Annotated in this window: 22 protein-coding genes; 16 read left to right on the forward strand and 6 right to left on the reverse strand. The window is 50.4% G+C overall.

The window, feature by feature from the left end; all coding sequences use genetic code 11:
• The first annotated feature begins 146 nt into the window (after window positions 1-146).
• From BD749_RS08825 to BD749_RS08840, 4 genes are all read left to right on the forward strand, one after another.
• A complete protein-coding gene (locus BD749_RS08825; RefSeq protein ID WP_245868955.1) occupies window positions 147-2456 on the forward strand; it encodes a peptidylprolyl isomerase in 2310 nt (769 codons plus the stop codon).
• Between the two features lie 36 nt (window positions 2457-2492).
• Complete coding sequence (locus BD749_RS08830; protein WP_101444027.1) at window positions 2493-3863, forward strand: peptidylprolyl isomerase; 1371 nt, start codon at window positions 2493-2495, stop codon at window positions 3861-3863.
• A gap of 7 nt (window positions 3864-3870) precedes the next feature.
• The gene (locus BD749_RS08835; RefSeq protein WP_101444028.1) at window positions 3871-4836 is read left to right on the forward strand and encodes an AAA family ATPase; all 966 of its coding nucleotides are present in this window, start codon (window positions 3871-3873) and stop codon (window positions 4834-4836) included.
• A 247-nt stretch (window positions 4837-5083) separates the two neighbouring features.
• Window positions 5084-5515, forward strand: coding sequence for a hypothetical protein (locus tag BD749_RS08840; protein ID WP_101444029.1), 432 nt, complete (start codon window positions 5084-5086; stop codon window positions 5513-5515).
• A 78-nt stretch (window positions 5516-5593) separates the two neighbouring features.
• Here the strand turns inward: BD749_RS08840 and BD749_RS08845 are convergent, their stop codons facing one another.
• Window positions 5594-6460 (reverse strand): SDR family NAD(P)-dependent oxidoreductase, encoded by an 867-nt coding sequence (locus tag BD749_RS08845; RefSeq protein WP_101444030.1) that lies wholly within the window; start codon window positions 6458-6460, stop codon window positions 5594-5596.
• Window positions 6461-6647: 187 nt separating this feature from the next.
• On the opposite strand from BD749_RS08845, the gene BD749_RS08850 reads away from it, so the two are divergent.
• Window positions 6648-7277 (forward strand): GNAT family N-acetyltransferase, encoded by a 630-nt coding sequence (locus BD749_RS08850; protein ID WP_101444031.1) that lies wholly within the window; start codon window positions 6648-6650, stop codon window positions 7275-7277.
• A 6-nt stretch (window positions 7278-7283) separates the two neighbouring features.
• Here BD749_RS08850 and BD749_RS08855 read toward each other — a convergent pair whose 3' ends face one another.
• Window positions 7284-8432, reverse strand: coding sequence for a hypothetical protein (locus BD749_RS08855; protein ID WP_245868957.1), 1149 nt, complete (start codon window positions 8430-8432; stop codon window positions 7284-7286).
• A gap of 160 nt (window positions 8433-8592) precedes the next feature.
• Here BD749_RS08855 and recA point away from each other — a divergent pair, with 160 nt between their 5' ends.
• The 5 genes from recA to BD749_RS08880 all read left to right on the forward strand — a co-directional run bounded on the left by recA (window position 8593) and on the right by BD749_RS08880 (window position 13516).
• Entirely contained in the window at window positions 8593-9636 is a 1044-nt protein-coding gene (gene recA, locus BD749_RS08860; RefSeq protein ID WP_101444032.1) for a recombinase RecA, read from the forward strand.
• A gap of 170 nt (window positions 9637-9806) precedes the next feature.
• Window positions 9807-10619 carry a DUF3108 domain-containing protein gene (locus BD749_RS08865; protein WP_101444033.1) on the forward strand — a complete coding sequence of 271 codons (813 nt, stop codon included), beginning with the start codon at window positions 9807-9809 and terminating at the stop codon, window positions 10617-10619.
• Window positions 10620-10816: 197 nt separating this feature from the next.
• Complete coding sequence (locus BD749_RS08870; protein WP_101444034.1) at window positions 10817-11512, forward strand: response regulator transcription factor; 696 nt, start codon at window positions 10817-10819, stop codon at window positions 11510-11512.
• Between the two features lie 3 nt (window positions 11513-11515).
• Complete coding sequence (locus BD749_RS08875; RefSeq protein WP_101444035.1) at window positions 11516-12556, forward strand: sensor histidine kinase; 1041 nt, start codon at window positions 11516-11518, stop codon at window positions 12554-12556.
• A gap of 246 nt (window positions 12557-12802) precedes the next feature.
• Window positions 12803-13516 (forward strand): RluA family pseudouridine synthase, encoded by a 714-nt coding sequence (locus BD749_RS08880; protein WP_101444036.1) that lies wholly within the window; start codon window positions 12803-12805, stop codon window positions 13514-13516.
• Between the two features lie 232 nt (window positions 13517-13748).
• On the opposite strand, the gene BD749_RS08885 is transcribed toward BD749_RS08880, so the two are convergent.
• Window positions 13749-14729, reverse strand: a complete 981-nt coding sequence (locus BD749_RS08885) for an NAD(P)H-quinone oxidoreductase (protein ID WP_101444037.1) — start codon at window positions 14727-14729, stop codon at window positions 13749-13751.
• A 197-nt stretch (window positions 14730-14926) separates the two neighbouring features.
• Here BD749_RS08885 and BD749_RS08890 point away from each other — a divergent pair, with 197 nt between their 5' ends.
• From BD749_RS08890 to tsf, 6 genes are all read left to right on the forward strand, one after another.
• Window positions 14927-15292 (forward strand): BlaI/MecI/CopY family transcriptional regulator, encoded by a 366-nt coding sequence (locus tag BD749_RS08890; protein WP_101444038.1) that lies wholly within the window; start codon window positions 14927-14929, stop codon window positions 15290-15292.
• Window position 15293: 1 nt separating this feature from the next.
• Window positions 15294-17645, forward strand: coding sequence for a M56 family metallopeptidase (locus BD749_RS08895; RefSeq protein ID WP_101444039.1), 2352 nt, complete (start codon window positions 15294-15296; stop codon window positions 17643-17645).
• A 293-nt stretch (window positions 17646-17938) separates the two neighbouring features.
• Entirely contained in the window at window positions 17939-18388 is a 450-nt protein-coding gene (gene rplM, locus BD749_RS08900; RefSeq protein WP_101444040.1) for a 50S ribosomal protein L13, read from the forward strand.
• A gap of 6 nt (window positions 18389-18394) precedes the next feature.
• Window positions 18395-18781 (forward strand): 30S ribosomal protein S9, encoded by a 387-nt coding sequence (gene rpsI / locus BD749_RS08905; RefSeq protein WP_101444041.1) that lies wholly within the window; start codon window positions 18395-18397, stop codon window positions 18779-18781.
• Window positions 18782-18802: 21 nt separating this feature from the next.
• A complete protein-coding gene (gene rpsB, locus BD749_RS08910) occupies window positions 18803-19570 on the forward strand; it encodes a 30S ribosomal protein S2 (RefSeq protein ID WP_101444042.1) in 768 nt (255 codons plus the stop codon).
• A gap of 205 nt (window positions 19571-19775) precedes the next feature.
• A complete protein-coding gene (gene tsf / locus BD749_RS08915; RefSeq protein WP_101444043.1) occupies window positions 19776-20609 on the forward strand; it encodes a translation elongation factor Ts in 834 nt (277 codons plus the stop codon).
• 70 nt (window positions 20610-20679) lie between these two features.
• Here tsf and BD749_RS08920 read toward each other — a convergent pair whose 3' ends face one another.
• From BD749_RS08920 to BD749_RS08930, 3 genes are all read right to left on the reverse strand, one after another.
• The gene (locus BD749_RS08920; RefSeq protein ID WP_101444044.1) at window positions 20680-20922 is read right to left on the reverse strand and encodes a hypothetical protein; all 243 of its coding nucleotides are present in this window, start codon (window positions 20920-20922) and stop codon (window positions 20680-20682) included.
• Between the two features lie 67 nt (window positions 20923-20989).
• Entirely contained in the window at window positions 20990-22810 is a 1821-nt protein-coding gene (locus BD749_RS08925; RefSeq protein ID WP_101444045.1) for a MutS-related protein, read from the reverse strand.
• A gap of 21 nt (window positions 22811-22831) precedes the next feature.
• The gene (locus BD749_RS08930; protein ID WP_101444046.1) at window positions 22832-23257 is read right to left on the reverse strand and encodes a RidA family protein; all 426 of its coding nucleotides are present in this window, start codon (window positions 23255-23257) and stop codon (window positions 22832-22834) included.
• Window positions 23258-23324 lie beyond the last annotated feature (67 nt).

A 23324-nucleotide genomic window follows, 5' to 3' on the forward strand; every position in this document is an offset into this window, starting at 1 on the left:
TAGCGCCCCTGCTCCGTTATCCGGAACGAAATCGCATGCAATAGGATTATAGTGGTACTTTTTGGCTAATCTGTCAGAAAAATTAACTAAAATTGCATGATCTGACCTCGTCAGGGCAAAACCAAGCGTTAGTTTATCATCTATTTATGCGCAGCAATCAACTACTTGTTGCGGCAGCAGCCCTCGTAATGGCTGGCTGTACCGCAACCAAGAAGAATGACAAGCAGGAACCTATCATTGCGACCATTGGCTCCCAACCCATTTACACATCCGAGTTTCAGTATGTGTATGAGAAGAACAACGGGGGCAACGAAGACGCCTATACCCGCCAGAGTGTAAGCGAGTACCTCGATCTCTATACCCGATTCAAGCTGAAAGTGATGGAAGGCGAGAGTCGTGGTCTGGATACCACTGCTGCTTTTAAACGGGAACTGGATGGCTACAGAGAGCAACTCGCACAACCCTATCTCACCGAAAAGAGCGTAACAGACCAGCTGGTGCGGGAGGCTTATGAGCGCCTGAAACAGGAGGTAAACGCATCGCACATCCTCCTCGGCCTGCCCAACGACCCAAGCCCGCAGGACACGCTGGCTGCTTACAACCAAGCCCTGGAACTACGCAAGCGATTGGAGGCCGGCGAGGCGTTTGATAAACTGGCGCGTGAGTTTTCGCAAGACCCATCGGCAGCCGAAAACGGGGGCAACCTGGGCTACTTCACAGCCATGCAGATGGTGTACCGCTTCGAGGACGCCGCCTACAAAACACCGGTTGGTCAGATCTCGATGCCGGTTCGCACCCGCTTTGGCTATCACTTGATAAAGGTAAACGACAAGCGTGCCGCGCAAGGCGAGGTAAAGGTAGCCCACATTATGGTGCGTGCCACCCCAGGTATGCCAAAGGCAGACTCACTGGCCGCCAAACAGCGCGTGGATGCCATTTACAAACGTGTGCAGCGCAATGAGAACTGGGACCGACTGGCTGCTGAATTTTCGGAGGATGCCAACTCAGCCGCCAACGGAGGGGAACTGCCCTGGTTCGGCACGGGCCGCATGATTCCGTCGTTTGAGGAAGTAGCTTTTGGCCTGAAGAAGGAAGGCGAAGTAGCTCCTCCTGTGCTGACGCCTTACGGCTGGCACATCATAAAACTGATCGGTAAACAAACGCTTCCGTCGTTTGAGGACATGGAGCAGAACTTGCGCAACAAAATTGCAAAAGACTCACGCTCCGAGCTGAACAAAGCGGCTTTCCTGAAGCGCATCAAATCAGAAAACAACTTTAGTGAAGACGGCATTGTCAAAGCCGCTGCTTTGGGTAAGACTACAGACGAACTCGTGCAGGGCAAGTGGGACTACGATGCGACCGACAAGGCACTGAAGAATACACTGTTCACCATACAAGGCAAGCCTTATACCGTAGCCGACTTCTATACCTTCGTGAAGGCAGAGCAGCGTCCGCGCATAGCAGGCGACCCGCAACATCACATGAACTCGCTTTACGACAGCTTCGTGCAGAAAAGTCTGCTGGCGTATGAGCGTGCCAACCTGGAGAACAAGTACCCTGATTACCGCATGCTCGTTCGTGAGTACCACGATGGTATTCTGCTGTTCCAGCTGATGGACGAAAAGGTATGGTCGAAGGCGGTAGAAGACTCGGTTGGCCTGAAGGCTTTCTTTGACCAAAACCGCGATAAGTACCAGTGGAAAGAGCGTGCGCACGCTACCGTAATCAGCGCTGCCGATAAAGACCTGCTCACCAAGGCCCAGCAGCAACTGAGCCAGCGCCGCTATGAGGTACGCACCGGAAAACCTGCCGATATTACCTTCGAGACAAATAGCGCCACACCGGACCAGGCAAACATAGCCCGTCTGAACGAATTGGCCGATCGCCTGAGCAACAACCCGAACCTGATGCTGGAAGTGAATGGCCACGCCGACTCACGCGAAGCGGCAGGCAAACGCGACCTCTCTGCAGAGCGTGCCAAAGCCATTGCAGCCTACCTGACAGCACATGGTGTAGCAGCCAATCAGATCACGACCAAAGCACTGGGAAAAACCAAGCAGGCTGCCTCCGACAACACCGAAACCGGGCGCCGCCGCAACAGACGCGTATCGTTTACTCTTTACTCACCTGAACTCAGTGTGCTGGCCGAAAACCTGAATGCCGGCAACCCGCTGGGTGTACAAATCGCAGAGAAGAAATTCCAGAAAGGCGAGAACAAGGCAGTAGATGCTGTGAAATGGGAAAAAGGCACTTATAACACCGAACTGAACGGACGCCAGTACCTGGTGATCGTGCACGATGTGCTGGCCCCTGCGCCAAAGCAGCTTTCCGAAGTAAGAGGCCAGGTAACGGCCGACTACCAGAACTACCTGGATGAGCAGTGGGTGAAGCAGCTGCAGGAGAAGAATCCGGTCAGTGTTAACCAGACAGAGGTCGATAAAATCATCAGAAAATAACGCGGGTCCGAAACGAGAGAACCGACACAAGCCAACATGCATAACACACTAGATAAAACGAAAACCCTGGCCCTGCTACTGCTCAGCCTGATCACGGCCTTTACAGCTACAGCCCAACCTACGCAGAAGAAACTGGATGGCATCATCGCGAAGGTAGACAACCACGTGATCCTGCGCTCGGAGCTTGAGTTCAGTTACCTGCAGTACCTGGCGCAGAGCAAGCAGCAACCAAGCGCCCAGACCGAGCCATTGAAGTGCGAGATCCTCAAGTCGATGGTGCAGGAGAAACTTTTGCTGGCGCGCGCTGAGATTGACTCTGTGGTAGTGGAAGAAACGGCCGTAACGGGCGAACTGAACCGCAGAATTGACTATCTCGCCTCACAGGTAGGTGGCACCGAACGTCTGGAGCAATACTATAATAAGAGCGTAAAGCAACTGCGTGATGAGCTGCGCCGTTCGGTTCGCAACCAGATGGTGTCTGAGAAGATGCAGCGTGAGATCACCGAGAAAGTAACCGTAACCCCGAAAGAGGTGCGTCGCTACTTCAACCAGATACCTGCCGACAGCTTGCCTTACTTCTCCAGCGAAGTGCAATTGAGCCACATCGTGAAATATGCGCAGGTAAGCCGTCAGCAGAAGCAGGCAGCCCGCCAGAAACTAGAGGCACTGCGTGAGCGCATTGTGGCCGGAGAGGACTTTGCCACCCTGGCCCGTGAATTTTCAGAAGACCCGGGCTCAGCAGCAGATGGCGGCGAGCTGGGTTTCATGAAAAAGAAAGAGCTTGTACCAGAGTACGAGGCGGCGGCCCTGCGCCTCGAGCCGGGCCAGATGTCGAACGTCATTGAGTCGATGTTTGGCTTTCACCTGATCCAGATGATCGAGCGCAAAGGCCAGGAGTTCAACACCCGTCACATCCTGATCAAGCCTGCCACTGAGCGCGTGGATGTACAGGACGCAATCGCTGCCCTGGATAGCGTGCGCACTCTCATCGTGAACGACAGCATCAGCTTTGCGAAGGCTGCTAAAGATTTTTCGGATGATAAGAACACAAAAGACAACGGTGGTACTATCATCAGCCGTATGACCGGTAACTCGTACATCCCGATGGATGAAGTGGAACCAGGTATATTTTTCGTGATCGACACCATGAAAGTAGGTGATGTGTCGAAACCGGTGACCTTTACTACGCCGGATGGCAGGGAAGCAGCCCGTATCATTATGCTTCGTTACAAATCGGCTCCACACCTGGCCAACCTGCGCGACGACTACCAGAAGATAGCCGCCGCCGCCCTGGCCCAGAAAAGAGACAAAGCCGTGGACGAGTGGTTCCGAAAAAACATCGACACCGTATTCATTGAGATCGATCCGGAGTACGACCAGTGCAAAGTGCTTGAACTAACGCAATAGAGACCAAATGAAGCAGTATACCTCTGACAAAGAAGCAGCCGATGCTTTGCACCGCGCCTATCAGGACCTCACTTCCGAAATATCCAAGGTTATTGTAGGACAGGAGGAGGTCGTGCGACTGGTGCTCACAGCCGTTTTTTGTCAGGGGCACTGCCTCTTAGTAGGTGTTCCGGGGCTTGCTAAAACCCTGCTGATTCAGACCATCGCCTCTTCGCTGGATATGTCATTTAGCCGCGTGCAGTTCACCCCGGATTTGATGCCGAGCGATATTGTAGGAGCTGAGACGCTGGATAAGGACCGCAATTTCAATTTTGTGACCGGTCCTATCTTCGCCAACATCATTCTGGCGGATGAGATAAACCGTACACCTCCCAAAACCCAAGCAGCGCTGCTGGAAGCCATGCAGGAGTATGCCGTGACAGTTGCCGGCAAGCGCTACGAGTTGCCGCGCCCTTTCTTCGTACTCGCCACCCAAAACCCGATTGAGCAGGAAGGCACCTACCCGCTGCCTGAGGCCCAGCTCGACCGCTTCATGTTCAACATTACCTTAGGCTACCCAAGCTACGAATCAGAGCTGCAGATTGTGAAGAACACCACCGGCGCCGCCCGTGTGGCGCTCGACAAGATCCTGCACGCCGATGACATCATGGCGTTTCAGCAACTGGTGCGCCGCGTACCGGTGGTAGACAATGTAGTAGAATATGCCGTAAAACTGGTGCACAAGACCCGCCCGAACACAGCGATGGGATCTGAGCGGGCCAGTCAATACCTGGAGTGGGGTGCGGGTCCACGTGCCTCCCAGCACCTGATCATCGGGGCGAAATGCAACGCCTTGCTCAATGGCAAGTACTCACCTGATATTGAAGATGTGCAGGCAGTCGCTTTACCAATTCTGCGTCACCGCATTGTGCGCAACTTCAAAGCCGAGGCAGAAGGTATAACGGTAGAGCAGTTGATTCAGGAGTTGCTTTAATTGTTGATTGCTGATTGTTAATTGTTTAGAAATTACGCAGGTATAGCTACAGACTAAAGTCAGAACTATATCTTCCATTCTTCGCACACATAGCGTGCTAACAATTCAGCAATTGAACAATTTAACCATCCAAGAGGCAACAATTAACAATCAGCAATCAACAATTCACCAAACAATTTAGCAATCTACGCTTATTGGTGTAATTTTGCGGCTGTACTGATTTTTTTGACACATTACCCTGAAACTTATGGAGGCGGCAGCGCTATACGTTCGCTTTAAAGAAAACCTGGCCACAATTATTGGAGCCCTGAACAGCAAACTCGAGGTTCGCTCCATGCCCTATAATGTATCCTTACCGCTGGAAGTTGACCTGCTTGCTGACATTCTGCGCCTGCACGGTCTTGAGTTTAAATCTGAGACTGCGGGGGCTGCCCGCCTGGAGGATTTCACCCGTTGGTTTGAGCAGAATGAGAACACGGTGATGGATACCCTGCAACGCGTGATGGAAGACAAGCGCGCTTACATGAAAACAGCAGGTGGCGTGGTGCTGCAAAAAGAAATGCTGATACGCAGGCTGGAGTATTTCAATGAAACGGCTCATACCCTGCAGGTGATGATGCGCCAGCAGCAGCTTAACAGCCCGAAACACTTCAAATACCCTTTCCTACTGAATCAATAGCCAAAGGCTATACCTAGTAAACGAGCAGCGCCCGCAGTCTTATACCTGCGGGCGCTGCTCGTTTATACCTGAGAATGCTTACTTGTTCCGGATAGTGGTATGCCCCTCTTTGGAATGCTCCAGGTCCAGCTCGCCTTTCGGTTCTTTCTTCATACTCGAGTCGGCCTCTTCTCCTACGGGCCCCTTAGCTACCGTAATACCGCCATCTACCATATAAAGTGCACCCGTTACATAAGAGGCTTCGTCTGAGGCCAGGAAGCAGTACACGTTTGCCACCTCTTCCGGGCTCCCTCTGCGGCCCATGGGTGTGGCTGCCTTCATAGTCTTCACCATCTTGCCATCCATCGGGCCGGTGCTTGCGTGGGTCCAGGCGGTGTCAATTGGCCCCGGCCCTACTATATTGACCCGTACGCCAAACTGCGCCTGCTCAACGGCCAGGCCTTTCATAAAGGCATGAATAAACCCTTTGGTACCACCATAAGGCGTATTCTGCGCTATACCGATCACACCGGCCTCCGACCCAGCCGACACAATGTTGCCTTTTGTTTTGTGTAGTTCGGGCAGGGCGGCCTTGCTCATAGCAAAAGCCGACTTAATGTTGTTCTTGATCATGTAATCCAGTGCCTCCTCGGTGTAGTCTTGCAGCAGGTTCACCTCCGGAAACACACCGGCGTTATTGATCAGGATGTCGAGCTGTCCATATTCTTTCACGGCCTGTTGCACGCATTCCTTTGCGTTGGCTTCCGTGGAAATGTCGCCAGTGTAAGCCAGTGCTTCACCTCCCTCCTGCTGTATTTCCTTCACCACTTCTTCCACCGGATCCTCGGGGAAGCCTGCGACCACCACACGTGCCCCTTCCTGTGCAAATTTTTTGCATATAGCCTCTCCTATACCTGTGCCACCGCCTGTTACGATAGCTACTTTGCCTTCTAGTCTCTTTTTCATAGCTGATTGTTTAATGTAAAAAGCATACGTACTGCATAAAGTTGTAACGATAGCAACAGCTAGCCGGTTAGCGCGAAACCGGGTTATAAAGATTATTTCCACATTTTCGGCTAATCAGCGTATGACAGACAATACAACTAAGGCAATGGCAATGACCTGGCTGTTCCATTAAAACAAGAATACACCGATGAGCTACTTATACAACACCTTGCCAGAGGAGTTTGATGAACAACTGGAGACCGAGCACCTTGTACTCAGGCCCTACGCAGAGGGAGATGAGCAGGAATTTATGCAGCTGATACACGAGGATACTTCTGCCCTGAGCCCTGCCTTTACCGGAAGAGTGGCGCGTGTGCGTGTTTTGGAAGATGCACGTATACAGTTGGCCCAAATGCGCACCGACTGGGACAACCGCAAGCAGTTTGACTTTGGCGTATGGCTCCGGGAAAGCAATACCTATATCGGCGATATCACGCTTAAAAACATCGACAGGTCCATACCAAAGGCAGAGGCCGCACTATACTTCTCCAGCTGGTCTGAGATGCTGAACCTGGCAGAGGAGGCTTTCAAGGCGGTACTGCATTTTGCCTTCGAAGACATGAAGCTTAACAAGGTATACCTGCGCTGCACCCACTACAATAATGCATGCGCTCAGTTGGCCGAGAGCTGTGGCTTTGTAAAAGAGGGCGTACTGCGCAGCGACTTCAAAGGGGCTGATTCGGAGGAACTGCTCGACCTGAGCTACTATGGCATGACCCGCGACGATTACGAAAAAACGAACCAACTCAAAGAGCGCGACTCACAGGCAGCCGTGTAACCTGTGCTATTTGCGGGGCCTGGCAACAAAAAAATCCGTATCGAAGGTCAGGTAGATGGCGTTTGAAAACTCCAGTTTGGGGTTGTCGAGGTCTACCACGGGCTCCAGGCGAAGCGTCAGGTTCACGTCATCTACGATCTCTATGTCTTTCATCAATCGCAGGATCAGCAGGTGACGGTCTTCCTGTATAAAGTCAGGGTCTTTATAAGTCGTGGAGGCCGACTGAAAGAGCTTACCGCCCAGTTCCGTAATATACCCGTCGCCTCGCCAGTAACTCAGCATCACGTCCTGGTACTTGGTGTCTATACCTGCGTTCAGGTATACGGCGGCGCCTTTGGTGAAGGGAAGTTGAAAGGTGTTAGAAAAGTCGTTAAAACCTAACAGGTAGTTTTTGGTATAGAGCCGGTGCAGAATACGGTGTGGCAGCTGCCGCTCTAACTCAAACCCCACGGCGGCATTAAAAACGGTAAGCAAAGGCAAGGGCGAACTGTCGATCTGTCCGCCTTTGTGCTGCGCCGTGAACTGCACAGGTATAGCCAGCCGTAACGTATCGCCTGCCATGGCTCCGGGCTTGTTAAGCAAGTGCAAAGCGGAGCTGATTCCGCCTGCCACCTCCTCGCGCACCGGGTCAGCCGGGTAGATCATTTTGCTCCAGTCAATCCAGGCATCCAACTTAACGCGGTGCGTGTTCAGCAAAAACTGCAATCCGTTTTCAAGCCGGTCGTTGATTACCCGCTCAAAATCATAGAGCGGCTCTACATACCCGTGGCTGACATTGCCTTCTAATGTACCGAACACAAAAGCCCAATTCTCCTGCTGCCACTTTACCGTGAAGGTAGGCTGAAAGTCCTGGTAGCCAGAACTGCCGAAGTCTTTCCAAAGAAAGGCTCCTGCATCTATTCGCACAGCAGCAGACGGATAATAGCTCACGCGCGGCATCAGATGGTAGCCGAACAGCGTATAGCCATCAGCTATCTTGTTGAAGTACTCGTTGTTTTTGGAGAAGCCAAAGGCGTGCAGTCCAATTCTAATCTGGTTAGCATTTTCAGACTTAACAGGTATAGCCTGCTTCAGTGCGTTGTTGTTCAGTTGGCCATGAGCTAAAGAGCTGTATAGCACCGCAAACACACAAAATAAAAGCCTGAAATAGATCATAAATAATTGCGTAAGATGGCACAAAAGTGCATTCGTATATGTTGTAACAAGACGGCCCTGATCAACTAAAATATTTAGCAAAATACCTGCTACTTTTTTTGCAAATTGATTTTGAACGTCGTAATTTCACATCAATATAAAGCTATTTAATTAAACACACATGAGCGTAAGCAACGAAAAACTAAAAGCCCTGCAGCTGACCATTGACAAGCTTGACAAGACTTACGGCAAAGGTACTGTAATGAAGTTGAGCGATAACAAGGTGGAAGACATTCCGGCTATCTCAACCGGCTCGCTAGGACTTGACATTGCTTTAGGAATTGGCGGTTTGCCGCGTGGCCGTGTCATTGAGATCTACGGTCCTGAATCGTCTGGTAAAACTACGCTTACTATGCATGCTATTGCCGAGGCACAGCGCAATGGTGGCCTGGCCGCCTTTATCGACGCAGAGCACGCATTTGACAAGGTATATGCCGAGAAACTCGGAATCGATACAGAAAACCTCCTGATCTCGCAGCCTGACAACGGTGAGCAGGCATTGGAGATCGCCGATCACCTGATCCGCTCCGGCGCGATCGACATCATCGTAATTGACTCTGTGGCTGCCCTGGTACCGAAAGGCGAACTGGAAGGCGACATGGGTGACAGTAAAATGGGCCTTCAGGCTCGTTTGATGTCGCAGGCCCTGCGTAAGCTGACCGGTACGATCAACAAAACCGGCTGCTGCTGTATCTTCATCAACCAGCTTCGTGAGAAGATCGGTGTGATGTTCGGTAACCCGGAAACTACTACAGGTGGTAACGCCCTTAAGTTCTACGCCTCTGTGCGTCTCGATATCCGCCGTATCGGCCAGATCAAAGAATCTGCCGACAACATTACAGGTAACCGTACCCGTGTGAAGGTGGTGAAGAACAAAGTAGCGCCTCCGTTCAAAGTAGTGGAGTTCGACATCATGTATGGCGAAGGCATTTCTAAAGTAGGCGAGATTCTGGACCTGGGCGTTGAGCTCGGCGTGGTGCAGAAATCCGGTTCGTGGTTCTCTTACAACGGCGACAAGCTGGGTCAGGGCCGCGACGGCGTGAAGCAGATCCTGCTTGACAATCCGGAACTGCAGGAAGAGATCGAAGCCAAGATCAGAGCGATTGTGAAAGGCGAGCCAGAAAAGGTGGCTGCCGCTCTGGAAGATGCCAGCGGTGAGGAGTGAACATTATTCTCATCAAACAAGTAATCAAAAAGGTGCTATGCTACATAGCACCTTTTTGCGTTTTATGTTGTTGGTAGTGTGAAGATAAGATATTACCTTAGTGCAAGGGCCTGTTTTGGTATAATAGTTGGATATACATTGAAAACGATACAAGCCTTACCTTACAACGTATGAAAAGGATATTACCAGTTTTTCTTTTGCTAATCGTGGTGCTCTCTGGCTTTGCAGCCAAAGAGTCGCTTCGCACTATACCGAACGAAAGCTTTAGCGCGGGCGAGCTGCTAAAGTATAAAGTACACTATGGCCCCATTACAGCGGCCGAAGCAGTCATTGACATCGCACCAAACCTGCATCGCATTAACGACAGGCCAACCTACAAAGCGACCGTGTATGGCAAGACCAGCAATTCGTTCGACCTCTTTATCAGAATCCGTGATACCTGGCAGTCGTACATCGACACTGCTGCCATCTTGCCGCAGCGCTCTTTCCGCAACATTGAGGAGGGCAGCTACCGCAAGCGCGAAACAGTGGACTTTAACCATTTCACCAACACCGCGCAGGTGGAGTCAAAAAGAAAGAACCGGGATAAAAGACAAAGCAGCCATAAGATCCCATCCGGCGCCCAGGACATCGTGAGCGGTTTTTACTATCTGCGCACCCTGGACTACGACCGCTACAAGCCGGGCGATAAGTTCACGATCAAGGGTTTCTTTGATGAAGAGACATTTGACATGGTGGTGACCTACCAGGGCCGCGAAACAATTGAAACCAAGGCCGGCTCGTTCAGAGCGATTAAATTGGTGCCCCGTATGCCAAAGAACAAACTCTTCAAGGGAGAAGACGCGATTACGGTATACCTGTCAGATGACAAAAACAAAATACCTGTACTGATATCAGCCAACATGTTTGTGGGAGCCGTGAAAGTGGACTTATATGAGCACAAGAATCTGAAGCATAAACCAGCCCTTGTGGCACAGAAATAAACAGAAAAGCCAGCCTTTACAGCTGGCTTTTTCATTGCCCAAAAACGAATGTTAAGAAAATATTATGATTTGGCTTCCCGCTCCTTCTATACCTTCCGAAATGATATCTTTGTCTTGAAATGGAAGCCATGAAACGACTTCCGGCAATAGTTATACCTGCTTGCTCGTAGCGGGCAGGAAAACCTAATCAAAAAGACGTGCAGACACCGAACCAAGCCCAATATAAAATACTGGTAGTTGATGACGATCCGGATATTGTGGAGCTGCTCCAGTACAACCTGATCCGCGAGGGCTACGAAGTAGCGCAGGCCGAAAACGGCAAAAAGGCAATAGAGGTCGCGCATACCTTTAAACCAAACGTGATCCTGATGGACGTGATGATGCCGGTAATGGATGGTATAGCCGCCTGCCGCCAGCTGCGCGAAGAGCAGGATTTCCGCCATACACACATCATCTTCCTGACTGCCCGATCGGAGGAGTTCTCCGAAGTAGCCGCTTTCGATGCCGGCGCCGACGATTTTATAACCAAGCCCATTAAGCCACGTGCCCTGCTTAGCCGATTGGCAGCCTACGCGCGCCGCGATGCGCAGCAAGAGGAGCAGGAGCAAGTAATAGAGATCGGCGGATTGCGGATTGACCGCACCAGCTTTGCCGTGTACAAAGGTGAAGAACGGATTACGCTGCCAAAGAAGGAGTTTGAACTGCTGGCTTTCCTGGCCGCCACCCCGAACAAGGTATTTACGCGCGAAGAGCTGCTCAACAACGTGTGGGGGAGTGATGTTTATGTCATTGCCCGTACCGTGGATGTGCACATCCGGAAAGTACGCGAGAAGGTAGGCGAAAACCAGATCAGGACAATCAAGGGGGTTGGCTATAAGTTTAACACCGATTAAGAAATGAACCTTAACTCCCGTACGCTTGCGCTTTTGCTATCGCTGGCAGTGGCCCTTGTGCTCACTGCCTTTTTGGCTTTAGCCAGTTACTTTTCCTCACAGGGATTAATGGCGGCGCTTGTACTGGTGTTTATCTGCTGCTTCCTCCTGATCTATTTTTCTTATGAGGCGCTCGTGTTCCGCGAGATCAAGAACGTGTACTCCAGCCTGGAGAAAATAAAGAAACAGGAGTACCGCAAAGCAGAGGGACGCTCTTTGTTCACGGCCGACCCACTCCGAAAGATAAAAGACGATATTTTCCAGATAGCCGAACGAAAGCAGCAGGAGATTGACGAGCTCAGACACCTGCAAGTGATGCGACGCGAGTTCCTGGCCGACGTTTCGCACGAACTCAAAACCCCGATCTTCGCAGCGCAAGGCTTCATCCACACCTTGCTTGATGGCGCCATGGACGACCCCGCCGTGCGCGACAAATTTTTGCAGAAAGCAGCCAACAGCCTCGACGGCCTCGACACGTTGGTACAGGACCTGATCAGCATCTCGCAGTTTGAGAAAGGGGTCGTAAAAATGGAAAAGCAGGACTTTGACGCCGCGCAACTGGTACGGGAGGTGTTTGAGCAGCTGGAGCAGAAAGCAACAAACAGCCAGACAAAACTGCACTTACTGGATGTAGAGCCTGGCGAGAAAGTCATGATTCACGCTGATCCTAACCGTATCCGCCAGGTATTCATCAACCTGGTTGACAATGCCATTAAGTACGGACACGTTGGTGGCAATATCTGGGTGTCCTTTACAGAAGGCCGCAAGCGCTACACCATTACCGTGAAAGACGACGGCCCAGGTATAGCGCAGGAGCACATCAACCGCATCTTCGAGCGTTTCTACCGCATCGACAAAAGCCGCTCACGCGACAAAGGCGGCTCCGGCCTGGGCCTTGCCATTTCCAAGCACATCATCGAAGCCCACCGCTCCTTCATTGCTGTAAAAAGCGAGCTCGACAAAGGGACCGTCCTGCGGTTCAAACTGCTGAAGGCGAAGGGGTGATTCATTTAATTGTTATGATCCCAAAATAATTAGGGTTTAACTTTAGATAATGTATTTAATAGAATAGAAAAGCGGAGGCTATACCTTCTTTACCTCAAAACAAACAGCAATTGACAATTAAAAAATTTAGCCATTTAACAATTCAACCATTTAGAATTCCAACAATTAATACCCCCATCAAATTTGCGTATCTTTGCAGGCTACGTAGCTAAGGTATAGCTGCGCCCGTTTACGATACTGTTTAACATGAAATACCCGGTTTTTAAAGACCTGATCATATTCGAGAACGAGGACTTTTTGGTGGTGAATAAGCCGCCGTTTCTGGCCACCCTCGAAGACCGTACCCCAAACACCACCAACCTGCTTAAGCTGGCCAAGCAGCACAACCCCAACCTGCAGGCCTGCCACCGCCTCGACAAGGACACGTCGGGCTGCCTCGTGTTTGCCAAGAACCCAGAGGCCTACCGCCATTTGTCGATGCAGTTTGAGCACCGCGAGGTATACAAGGTATACCATGCCGTGGCCTGGGGGGTGCATAAATTCGAAGACCGGTTGGTGAACCGCTCCATCCTAGCAGGCGCCAAAGGTGTGGCGAAACTCACGCCACAGGGCAAGCCAGCCGAGACCTATTTTACCACCCTGGAAAGCTACAGTCGCCATACCTTACTGGAGTGTATGCCCGTGACGGGCCGCCTGCACCAGATTCGTGTGCACCTGGCTTTTTTGGGAGCACCTATCGTAGGTGATGAATTGTATGGCGGAGAGCCCCTCTACCTGAGCAGCCTGAAGCGCAAGTTTAACCTGAAGCAGCAAACCGAGGAGCAACCACTCATCAAACGCTTTGCGCTGCACTCGCACACCATTGGCTTTAGGCTGATGAACGAGGAGCCAATCAAAATAGAGGCACCCTACCCGAAAGACATGGCCGTGCTCATCAAGCAACTTCGGCAGTACAGCTAGACTTTTTGATAAAAGACTATGTGACAAAGGACAAAAGACGCTGGGCGAACCTGCATCTTTTGTCCTTTGTTGTTTGGGCTCACCGAACTGCCCGCCTATACCTATACCTATACCTATACCTATACCTATACCTATACCTTATTAAGCACGCAGAATTGCCTTCGAGCAACCTTTTACCAATCGGCCTCAACGAAAAAGTCCTTTGTCTTTTGTCAAATCGTCTTTTGTCAAGTCAATTGACCCGCAGCACGATCTTCCCGATGTTCTTGTTGGCCTCCATGTAGCCGTGCGCCTCGGTAGCGTCGGCCCAATCGAACACCGAGTCAACAACAGGTTTAATGGTCCCATTCTCGAACAGCGGCATGGCAAAAGCTGCCATGTCCTGCGTGAGTTTGATCTGGTAGTCGCGGGTGCGGGAACGGAGGGTAGAGCCGATCACTTGCAGGCGTTTTACCAGAATCTGGCGCAGATCGAAGTCCTCTACCTTGCCGCCTCCCAGGCTTGCCAGCAGCACCAGTCGCCCGTCGAGGCGCAGGCATTCGATGTTCTGCTTGAAATAGGGACCGGCAATGAAGTCCACGATCACGTCCACCCCCTCTGAGTTGGTATGGGCCAGCACCTCATCTTCAAAAGGCACTTCGTTGTAGTTGATCGCTTTGTGGGCGCCCAGGTCCAGACAGGCTTTTACTTTGTTTTCAGATGCCGTTACCAGCACCTGAGCTTGGAGGGCACGGGCCAGCTGTATACCTGCCGTGCCTACCCCACTGGCGCCTGCGTGTATCAGTATACGTTCCCCAGCCTGCAGCTTGCCCAGCCAGGAGATCGCCTGCCAGGCCGTCAGGAACACCTCAGGTATGGCAGCGGCTTCTTCCATGCTCAGGTTATCAGGTATAGTCATGGCCATTTCTTCGTGTATCACGGCATACTCGGCATAGCCCCCGCCGGGCAGCAGGCCCATCACTTTGTCGCCTTTCTTGAACCGGGTACAGTTTATACCTGCCTCCACCACCTCACCGGCCATTTCGAGCCCCAGCAGCGGACTTTCCCCTTTGGGCGGTGGGTATTTGCCTTGTCGCTGCAAGGTGTCGGCACGGTTGAGCGCAGTGGCCTGCACACGCACCAGCAATTCGTAGGGTTTGGGCAGTGGCTGTTCGTATTCGCCCAGCACCAGTTGCTCTGGTCCGCCTGGTTGCTTCACTAGGATGGCTTTCATATCAGGTTACGGTTTGTTATTGGCTATACCTAAAGACGCCTCCTAAAAGTAGATGTTTCCTAGGGAAATGCAAAAGTGCGTTTGCGGGCCGCATGAACGCATTTATACCCGATCCAAAAAATATTTTATAAAAATCAACCCCTAACACTTGACCTTATTACGAAACTTTCGTAACTATACGAAAACATCGTAGAACTATGGAAAAGCTCACGCAACAAGAAGAGGAAGCCATGCAGGCGATTTGGTCGCTGGATGGTGGTTTTATAAAGGAGTTTCTGGAAAAGCTGGAAGAACCAAAGCCACCTTATACCACGTTGGCCTCTACGGTGAAGAATCTGGAAAAGAAAGGCTTTTTGCTAAGTGAGAAGTTCGGCAACACCTACCGCTATACCCCCATCATCAGAGAAGAGGACTACAAAAAGCGCTTCATGAAAGGCTTTGTGGGCGACTACTTCAAAAACTCCTACAAAGAGCTGGTGGCTTTTTTTGCGAAGGAAAAGCAGATCAGTGCCGAGGAGTTGAAGGAGATTATTGATATGATCGAGAACAAAAAGACAGATTGATATGCCGACCCTGCTCCTATACCTGCTGAAAGCGAACGTGGCCCTGGTGCTCTTTTACCTGGCCTACCACCTGGTGCTGCGCAAGCTCACCTTTTACCACCTCAATCGGCTTTTCCTGTTGTTTGGCATTGTGTTCTCGGCCGTATACCCGCTGGTGGACCTCACCGAGCTGTTTAGCCGCCACGAAGAACTCGCTGTGGTGCAGAGCTATGCCGTGGTGATCCCTGTCTGGACGTCCACCGCTATACCTGAGCAAGCTCCTGCATTCGACTACTGGTTGATACCTGTCGGGCTGTTCTGGATAGGCTGCGGACTGATGCTATTGCGGCTGATGGTGCAGTTTGTATCGCTTTACAAAATACACCGCGCCTCGGTGCCTGCTACTTACCAAGGGGTTGAATTCCGCAAGGTACAAGGTATAAGCGAGGCTTTCTCGTTCTGGAAAACCATTTACCTGAACCCCGCGCAGCACCAGTCACCCGAACTGGAATCGATCCTGCGGCACGAGCAGATACACGTGAATGGCTGGCATACCCTGGATGTGCTGCTGGCTGAGCTGAGCACCGTGTTTTACTGGTTTAACCCAGGGGTATGGCTCATGAAAAAGGCCATGAAAGAAAACCTAGAATTTATAGCCGACCAGCATGTTGTAGATGCTGGCGTCGATAGAGTAGCATACCAATACCTCTTACTGAAAGTTGTGGGCGCCACACAACCTCAGCTTGCCAATCAGTTTAATTTCCCATCACTTAAACGAAGAATTGCCATGATGAACAAAATGCCCACAAATAAGACCAACCGACTCAGACTGCTGGTTGTGCTTCCCCTCGTCACCGTGCTGCTGGTTGCTTTTAGGAGCGCCTCACCGGATGATATCACGAACTTGACGGAAGCCATACTTCCAACAGAGGAAACAGCTCAACAGGAAGCAAACCACACTGATGAATATGCAGCCTTCTATGCTCGCAACCCAGAGGTAAATAAAATCTCCTGGCGATCGAATGGAAAAATAGTAGTAGCGCTGAAGTCCGGTGCTGAGGAGGTCTATACTTTTGGAGACAAGCAAAGTATGGCGGCGGCCGAGCAGAAGTACGGCGAATTACCTAACACACCGCCTGTTGCCAGAAGAGATAGCCAAGACCAGGAGGCGAGGGCTAAAAAATTAGCCGAAGAACACAAGGCTTTTTATGCCCGCAACCCGCAGGTGAGGAAAATAGAATGGGTATCCAGAAATGAAATTAGAGTGCGTCTTGAGTCTACGGAAGAGATTTACAACATGGCCGACACAAAGAGTCGTGCGGCGGCTGAAAAGAAGTATGGTCAGTTCCCCTCAAGCCCTGGTCCAGCACAAGTTGTCACGAGAGCCGAGTTTGAATCTCAAAGAGATGACGCAGTACAGCAACAGAACAGTGAGCGCATTTTCTCACCGACGGACATTGGCTACTATCAGGACAGAAACAATCTTCCTGTGGACTACACCAACTTCTTAAAGAGGAACCCAACAATTGATAAGGTTGGCTGGAAGATTCATCCAGAGAAAGGCCCGAAAGCAGTAGTGCTGTTCCTAAGATCGGGGTCAACTGAGATCTATAACCTGAATGACAAGGAGAGCATGGCTAAGGCAAAAAGCAAGTATGGCGAATTCCCTGGTATGCTACCGCCACCACCGCCTGTAATGATAAAAGATAAATTGCCACCGCCGCCACCGCCAGCCCCAGCTGCTCCAGATGCGCCACCAGCACCTGACAAAGAGGAGCTGATAGTAGGTATGCCAGAAGCAGCCCTATATTATATTGACGGAGTAGAAGCTAGCCGTGAAGCCGTACAAAAACTCGACCCAAAGACCATCCACAGTATAAATGTAGTCAAAGGGAACACCGCAGCAGAAGTATTTGGTAACAAAGCCTCAAAGGGTATTATCTCTATCGTAACTGAAAAGAACAAAGACTCTCATAAAGTACAGGAGTTAAACAAGAAAATGAAGAATCTGGTGCCACCACCGCCAGCGGCACCAGATGCACTTCCGGCACCACCGGCTCCGCCAGCACCAGGCGTTCTAGACCTACCAGAGAATGTGCTGTATTATATAGATGGTATGGAAGCTACAAAGGAAGCAGTTGAAAAACTTACCCCAAAGCAGATTTACAACATGAACGTTGTAAAGGCGGAGAGCGCTCAAAAAGCACTCGGCAACAAAGCAGCCAATGGCGTTATTTCCATAACGACGGAGGCAAACAAGAACTCAGAAAAGGTAAGGGAGTTCAACAGGAAGCTATTAGGAAGAGCAGAAGCCCGAGAACCTGGACATGAAAAACATAAAATTATTATATCAGAGTCTACTAATAAACAATAATCCAAAGCTATACCGGCTAGGATCACATTATTCTCGTTTCGAGGAAACAAAAAGTCAAGTGAGATAACTATACTTGTAAAAAGGCAGAAAACAGACTTAGATAATAGATTAGCTCTCAGGCAGTGGCGCAGCTTTGTGTCGCTGCCTGCTTTTTTACACTATTCCTCTGTGTCACAGCATATTTCTACATCAAGTATTGCATATCAAATAAAGACTTTCTATCTTTGTGACCATTTTTCAAGAACCCTCGAGAAAAAATTAATTGTTAAATAAATCGCTTACAACCACCAAAAATGGATCATTTAAGTTATAAGACCCTTACTGTCAATAAGAAGACAGCCAACAAAGGCTGGGTGATTATTGATGCAGGGCAAGGAAGCTTGGGTCGCGTGGCGTCTGAAATCGCCAAGATCCTGAAAGGCAAGAACAAGCCTTCGTACACGCCAAATGCTGACTGCGGTGACAACGTGATCGTTATCAATGCTGATGACACGCGCTTCACTGGCCGCAAGTGGGACCAGAAGTATTACCTGACACACACGGGTTACCCAGGTGGTCAGAAGAAAACTTCTCCACGTGAGCTGAAGGCTAAATCATCAACGCTGCTCGTTGAGCGTGCGGTTCGTGGCATGTTGCCTAAAGGCCCACTAGGTCGCGAGCTTTTCCGTAATCTTCATGTTTTTGCAGGAAGCGAGCATCCATTTGCAGCTCAGCAGCCTAAAGAATTAACCCTCAACATCTAATAATTAATGGAAGTTATCAATACATCTGGTAGAAGAAAAACCTCGGTGGCTCGTATCTACATGACGGCCGGGCAAGGGAATATCACTATTAACGGTAAAGATATCAAGGCATACTTCCCTGACGAAGTACTGCAAACTATTGTGAATCAGCCGTTTCAAACCTTAGAAGCTATTGGCAAGTACGATGTTACTGCTAATCTAAAAGGTGGTGGTGTAAGCGGCCAGGCTGAAGCACTTAGACTTGCTATCGCAAAAGCACTGGTAGTAGAAAACGCCGAGTCAAAATCTGCACTTCGCAAAGAAGGGTTCGTAACCAGAGACCCTCGTATGGTGGAGCGTAAGAAGTTCGGTAAGCGCAAAGCGCGTCGTTCATTCCAGTTCAGTAAACGTTAATATTAAAGGTGTATCAACAACATGGCAAGTACTAATTATAAAGAATTACTTGAGGCAGGTGTTCACTTCGGTCACCTTACCCGCAAGTGGGATCCGAAAATGGCTCCGTACATCTTCATGGAGAAGAACGGAATCCACATTATTGACCTGAACAAGACGCTGGTTGCCCTTGACGAAGCTACTTCAGCTATCAAGAACATCGCCAAGTCTGGTCGCAAAATCCTTTTCGTAGCTACCAAAAAGCAGGCCCAGGACATCGTTGCTGAAGAAGCAAAGCGCCTTAAAATGCCTTATGTAACTGACCGTTGGTTAGGTGGTATGCTGACGAACTTCGCCACTGTGCGCAAGTCGCTTAAGAAAATGTCGACTATCGACAAGATGGTAAAAGACAACACAGCTTATGCAGCTATTGCAAAGCGTGAGCGTCTGATGCTGTCTCGTGAGCGTGAGAAACTGGAGCGTGTATTGGGCGGTATCGCCGACCTATCTCGCCTGCCAGCTGCTCTGTTCATCGTTGACGTGAAGCGCGAGCACATTGCCGTGAAGGAAGCACAGAAGTTGAACCTGCCTGTATTCGCAGTTTGCGATACGAACTCTAACCCAGAGACGGTTGACTTCCCAATCCCAGCAAACGACGACGCCTCTAAGTCTATCGCCCTGATCGTTTCGATCATTGGTAAGGCTATTGAAGAGGGTCTGTCTGAGCGTAAAGTAGACAAAGAAGAGACTGAGCGTAAGCGTTCTGAAGAAGAAGGCATCAAAGCCAAGCAGGAAGCTGACGAGCAATAATCTCTAATGCATAGTGCATTGTAAATAAACTGAACATTGGGCTTTGCTGCTTCAATGTTCAGTTTGTTTTAGGGCATAGGAGAGACAAAGGAAAATTTGACAAAGGACAAAAGACTGTAAATAGCAGCCAACCGTTCTGTTCTTTTCTGGAGAATCCCTTAAAAAGACTCTTAATTATTAATTCATAATTCTTAATTATAACAAGATGGCTATTACAGCACAAGACGTTAACAGACTTCGCCAGGAAACTGGTGCAGGTATGATGGATTGCAAAAAAGCACTTACAGAAGCCAACGGCGACTTCGAAGCTGCTAAAGATATTCTGCGTAAGCAAGGCCAGAAGATTGCCAGCAAGCGTGCTGACAACGCTACTTCTGAAGGTATTGTATTGACTCAGGTAAGCGACAACGGCGCTACTGGCGTAGTAGTAGCACTTGCTTGCGAAACTGAGCCGGTATCAAAAGTAGAAGACTTCAGAAACCTGGCGCAGTCCGTTCTGGACGCTGCTGTTTCTACTGGTGCTTCTTCTAAAGAAGAACTGTTGGCAACGCCACAGGCTGACGGCCGCTCGCTGCAGGACCACATCACAGACCTGATGGGTAAAATCGGTGAGAAGATCGACGTGGTTTCTTACGAGACTGTGAAGGCTGAGAAAGTGGTAGCTTACAACCACTCGAACGGTAAACTAGGTGTACTGGTAGGTATGAGCAATACTAACGGCACAGACGTAACTGAAGTTGGTAAAGACATCGCGATGCAGATCGCTGCCATGAAGCCGATCGCGCTTGACAAAGACGGTGTTGACTCTGCTACTATCGAGCGTGAGATCGAGATCGGCAAAGAGCAGGCCCGTGCTGAAGGCAAGCCAGAGAACATGCTGGAGAAGATTGCGCAAGGTAAACTGAACAAGTTCTACAAAGAGAGCACGCTGTTGAACCAGGAGTTCGTAAAAGACTCTTCGCTGACTATCTCTCAACTGCTTGAGAAAACCAGCAAAGGTTTGACAGTAACGGAGTTCAAGCGTGTAGCTATCGGCTAATTCGCTTTGCAACCATATTAAAAAAGGCGCTGAGAGATCAGCGCCTTTTTCATTGGCCATAGTCTATACCTTAATTATTCCGTCTCACCGTACTCACAAAAGCATCACGCATGTCCTGAAAACGATTCACAACAGCTTCGATGAACTCTTCATCCAACAGGGCCTTGGCGCCTTCGTCTCCCATCACTTCGGTTTCCTCTATCTTATAAATCTGCTCCAGGTTGGCTTTCTCCAGCTTTAGGATATACTTGCCGTTGTATGAATGCAGCGTAATTTTCACGTGCGGGTTAGGTATGTCGGCTACTACTCTCATAGGTTTATTTCTGGTTGTTTATATATGTTGCTATGCTAACGTAAATTCGGCCCTTAGGTGAACGCTCTTACCCGGCTGCATCGGTGCGTTCCATCTCAATGCCCATGAGCTGCATCAGTTTACTGGCATTGAAGCTGCGGCAGATGCCCCTTTGCAAGGTATAGTCGAAGAGAATTTTATCGCCCTCGATGGTGCTGTTGAAGCTGAAGTTCTCGACGCTGCCCGGAAGTTCCTGCTCCATCGCCCCAAGCTCCAGATCGTGTGTGGAGATAAGGCCAGAGGCGTTGCGGCGGTGCAGCTGCCGGATCAGGGCCATAGCCCCGGCGTGGCGGTCACGGGAGTTGGTGCCTTTGAGTATCTCGTCCAGCAGGTAGAACACCGGCTCCTCCCCTTCTGTCATGTTGAGCAAAATACGGAGGCGCTTAAGCTCAGCGTAGAAAGATGAAGTATTCTCAGCGAGGTTATCGGCAGTGCGCATGGCCGTGTATACCTGCGCCGGAGCTACTTTCAGGCGGCGCGCGCATACGGCAGCTCCCATGAAGGCCAGCACCATGTTAATGCCCACCGTGCGCAGAAACGTCGTCTTGCCGGACATATTGGAGCCTGTGACCACAATCGTCTTGCCAGCACCTTTCATCTGAAAATCGTTGGCGATGCGCTCCACTGAAAATATTAGCGGATGCGCCAGCTTTTCAGCATCCAACTCAAAAGGTATAGCGCTCAACTCAGGTATAGCAAAATGGGGCTGCGCATACTGAAACGCAGCCATACTAGCCAACGCCTCAAATTCCGCCAATAAATCAAGCGAGGACTCTACTTGGTCCAGGTGGGCTGCTTTCCAGGCTTCCAGCCGATAGATCCACACAAAATCCCACATCAGGATCGTGTTCAGGAAAAAGCTCATCAGCGTGCTCAACCGCCACGAAAAATAGTCGATGATAGTGGCTACTTTGCCGATGGCGACGGAAGCGGGTGTGCTGCCTTTGTAAAGCTTCGTCCGGATCTCCTCTAACAGCGAAGCGTTGAAGGTATGGGGCTCAAGATGGCGCAGTTGATCTGTATAGCTTTGCATGGCCTCGTACATACCGATACTCTTTTCGTAATAATCGTCGCGTTGCTGTTGGAACTTAAGCCCCAGCAGATACTGAATAGCCAGAAAACCAACTGCAATGTACCCGGAGTAGCCATAAAACCAGGCCGCAATGGACGCCAAAGTCAATACGGGCAGCACAAATACCAGCAACTTTAACCAAGGGTATGTTTTATACAAACTCTGCTCGCGCAGCCAGTCAAAAAATTCCTGTGTATTTTCGTTGAGGTGCTTGTAATGCATCGGTTTCACGATAGCCTGCTGCAGCCACTCCTGCTGGTCGGGTTGCGTCAGTTCAGCCGCCGCCTCCTGCCTGCGCAGCACTTCCGTAGCAGGGGCCGCCTGCCGGAACCACTGGGCCAGCCGCAGCTTGCCAATGCTGGTGACAGCGCGGTTCATCAGCTGAAAGAGCGAGTCCGGACCAAATATGTCCAGATCGGAGGTATAGGGGTGCTGGTCGTCTTTAAAGGCGATGCCGTCGTCAAACTTATGGAGCTTGCCCTGCAGCCGGTCGATCTCCTGCAAGTTGAGCTGGCCGAGCAACTGCAGCTGCTTATACCTGTAGTCGAGGCGGCTGTGCCAGCGCATGACCAATATAAAGAGGACGTAAAACCCGACAATGCTGATGATGCCCGAGCTGGTGTTGCCGCTCCTGAAAAAGAGCCAGGCCGTGACAGCGCCCGCCAGGAATACCACTACCCGCAACCACGACACTGACTTCGATTTACTGCCTGCTTTTTGTTCTTGCTCCTCATAGGCCGCAGCCCGTTGTCTGAATTCGTTTTCTCTGTTGTTCACGTATCGTTAATTCGTTTGCGGCTAGTCAATTGTAGCAATGCACTTCAACTCAATGGCAATGGGGGTCGGCAGTTTGTTTATCTCCACAGTAGTACGGCAAGGCTGGTTGTCTTTGAAATACTCGGCGTAGATGCGGTTATAGGTCGCAAAGTCGTCCTTCATGTTTGTCAGGTATACGGTCACGTCCACAAGGTTCGCCCAGCTCGAGCCGGCATCTTCCAATATGTAGCGCACATTCTGAAACACCGAGCGGCACTGCACTTCTATATCATACGATGTAATGTTGCCAGCTTCGTCCAGCTCCACCCCTGGTATCTTTTTAGTACCACGCTCCCGTGGCCCAACGCCGGACAGGAACAAAAGATTGCCTACACGGCGGGCATGCGGGTATAGCCCCACCGGCTCCGGGGCTTTCGATGAATTGAGAAGCTCTTTGTCGTTTGTCATACTCAAATATAAAACATTCTGGCCAGCATTGTGCTGTGGCACCGCCATCCTGCAGGCCAATAATAGA

Source organism: Pontibacter ramchanderi (genome assembly GCF_002846395.1).
Classification (GTDB): Bacteria; Bacteroidota; Bacteroidia; order Cytophagales; family Hymenobacteraceae; genus Pontibacter; species Pontibacter ramchanderi.

Excerpts from the sequence above, each read along its gene's own strand:
- BD749_RS08825 (WP_245868955.1), top strand. The coding sequence starts at position 147 with ATGCGCAGCAATCAACTACTTGTTGCGGCAGCAGCCCTCGTAATGGCT.
- BD749_RS08830 (WP_101444027.1), top strand. The coding sequence starts at position 2,493 with ATGCATAACACACTAGATAAAACGAAAACCCTGGCCCTGCTACTGCTC.
- BD749_RS08835 (WP_101444028.1), top strand. The coding sequence starts at position 3,871 with ATGAAGCAGTATACCTCTGACAAAGAAGCAGCCGATGCTTTGCACCGC.
- BD749_RS08840 (WP_101444029.1), top strand. The coding sequence starts at position 5,084 with ATGGAGGCGGCAGCGCTATACGTTCGCTTTAAAGAAAACCTGGCCACA.
- BD749_RS08845 (WP_101444030.1), bottom strand. The coding sequence starts at position 6,460 with ATGAAAAAGAGACTAGAAGGCAAAGTAGCTATCGTAACAGGCGGTGGC.
- BD749_RS08850 (WP_101444031.1), top strand. The coding sequence starts at position 6,648 with ATGAGCTACTTATACAACACCTTGCCAGAGGAGTTTGATGAACAACTG.
- BD749_RS08855 (WP_245868957.1), bottom strand. The coding sequence starts at position 8,432 with ATGATCTATTTCAGGCTTTTATTTTGTGTGTTTGCGGTGCTATACAGC.
- recA (WP_101444032.1), top strand. The coding sequence starts at position 8,593 with ATGAGCGTAAGCAACGAAAAACTAAAAGCCCTGCAGCTGACCATTGAC.
- BD749_RS08865 (WP_101444033.1), top strand. The coding sequence starts at position 9,807 with ATGAAAAGGATATTACCAGTTTTTCTTTTGCTAATCGTGGTGCTCTCT.
- BD749_RS08875 (WP_101444035.1), top strand. The coding sequence starts at position 11,516 with ATGAACCTTAACTCCCGTACGCTTGCGCTTTTGCTATCGCTGGCAGTG.
- BD749_RS08880 (WP_101444036.1), top strand. The coding sequence starts at position 12,803 with ATGAAATACCCGGTTTTTAAAGACCTGATCATATTCGAGAACGAGGAC.
- BD749_RS08885 (WP_101444037.1), bottom strand. The coding sequence starts at position 14,729 with ATGAAAGCCATCCTAGTGAAGCAACCAGGCGGACCAGAGCAACTGGTG.
- BD749_RS08890 (WP_101444038.1), top strand. The coding sequence starts at position 14,927 with ATGGAAAAGCTCACGCAACAAGAAGAGGAAGCCATGCAGGCGATTTGG.
- BD749_RS08895 (WP_101444039.1), top strand. The coding sequence starts at position 15,294 with ATGCCGACCCTGCTCCTATACCTGCTGAAAGCGAACGTGGCCCTGGTG.
- rplM (WP_101444040.1), top strand. The coding sequence starts at position 17,939 with ATGGATCATTTAAGTTATAAGACCCTTACTGTCAATAAGAAGACAGCC.
- rpsI (WP_101444041.1), top strand. The coding sequence starts at position 18,395 with ATGGAAGTTATCAATACATCTGGTAGAAGAAAAACCTCGGTGGCTCGT.
- rpsB (WP_101444042.1), top strand. The coding sequence starts at position 18,803 with ATGGCAAGTACTAATTATAAAGAATTACTTGAGGCAGGTGTTCACTTC.
- tsf (WP_101444043.1), top strand. The coding sequence starts at position 19,776 with ATGGCTATTACAGCACAAGACGTTAACAGACTTCGCCAGGAAACTGGT.
- BD749_RS08920 (WP_101444044.1), bottom strand. The coding sequence starts at position 20,922 with ATGAGAGTAGTAGCCGACATACCTAACCCGCACGTGAAAATTACGCTG.
- BD749_RS08930 (WP_101444046.1), bottom strand. The coding sequence starts at position 23,257 with ATGACAAACGACAAAGAGCTTCTCAATTCATCGAAAGCCCCGGAGCCG.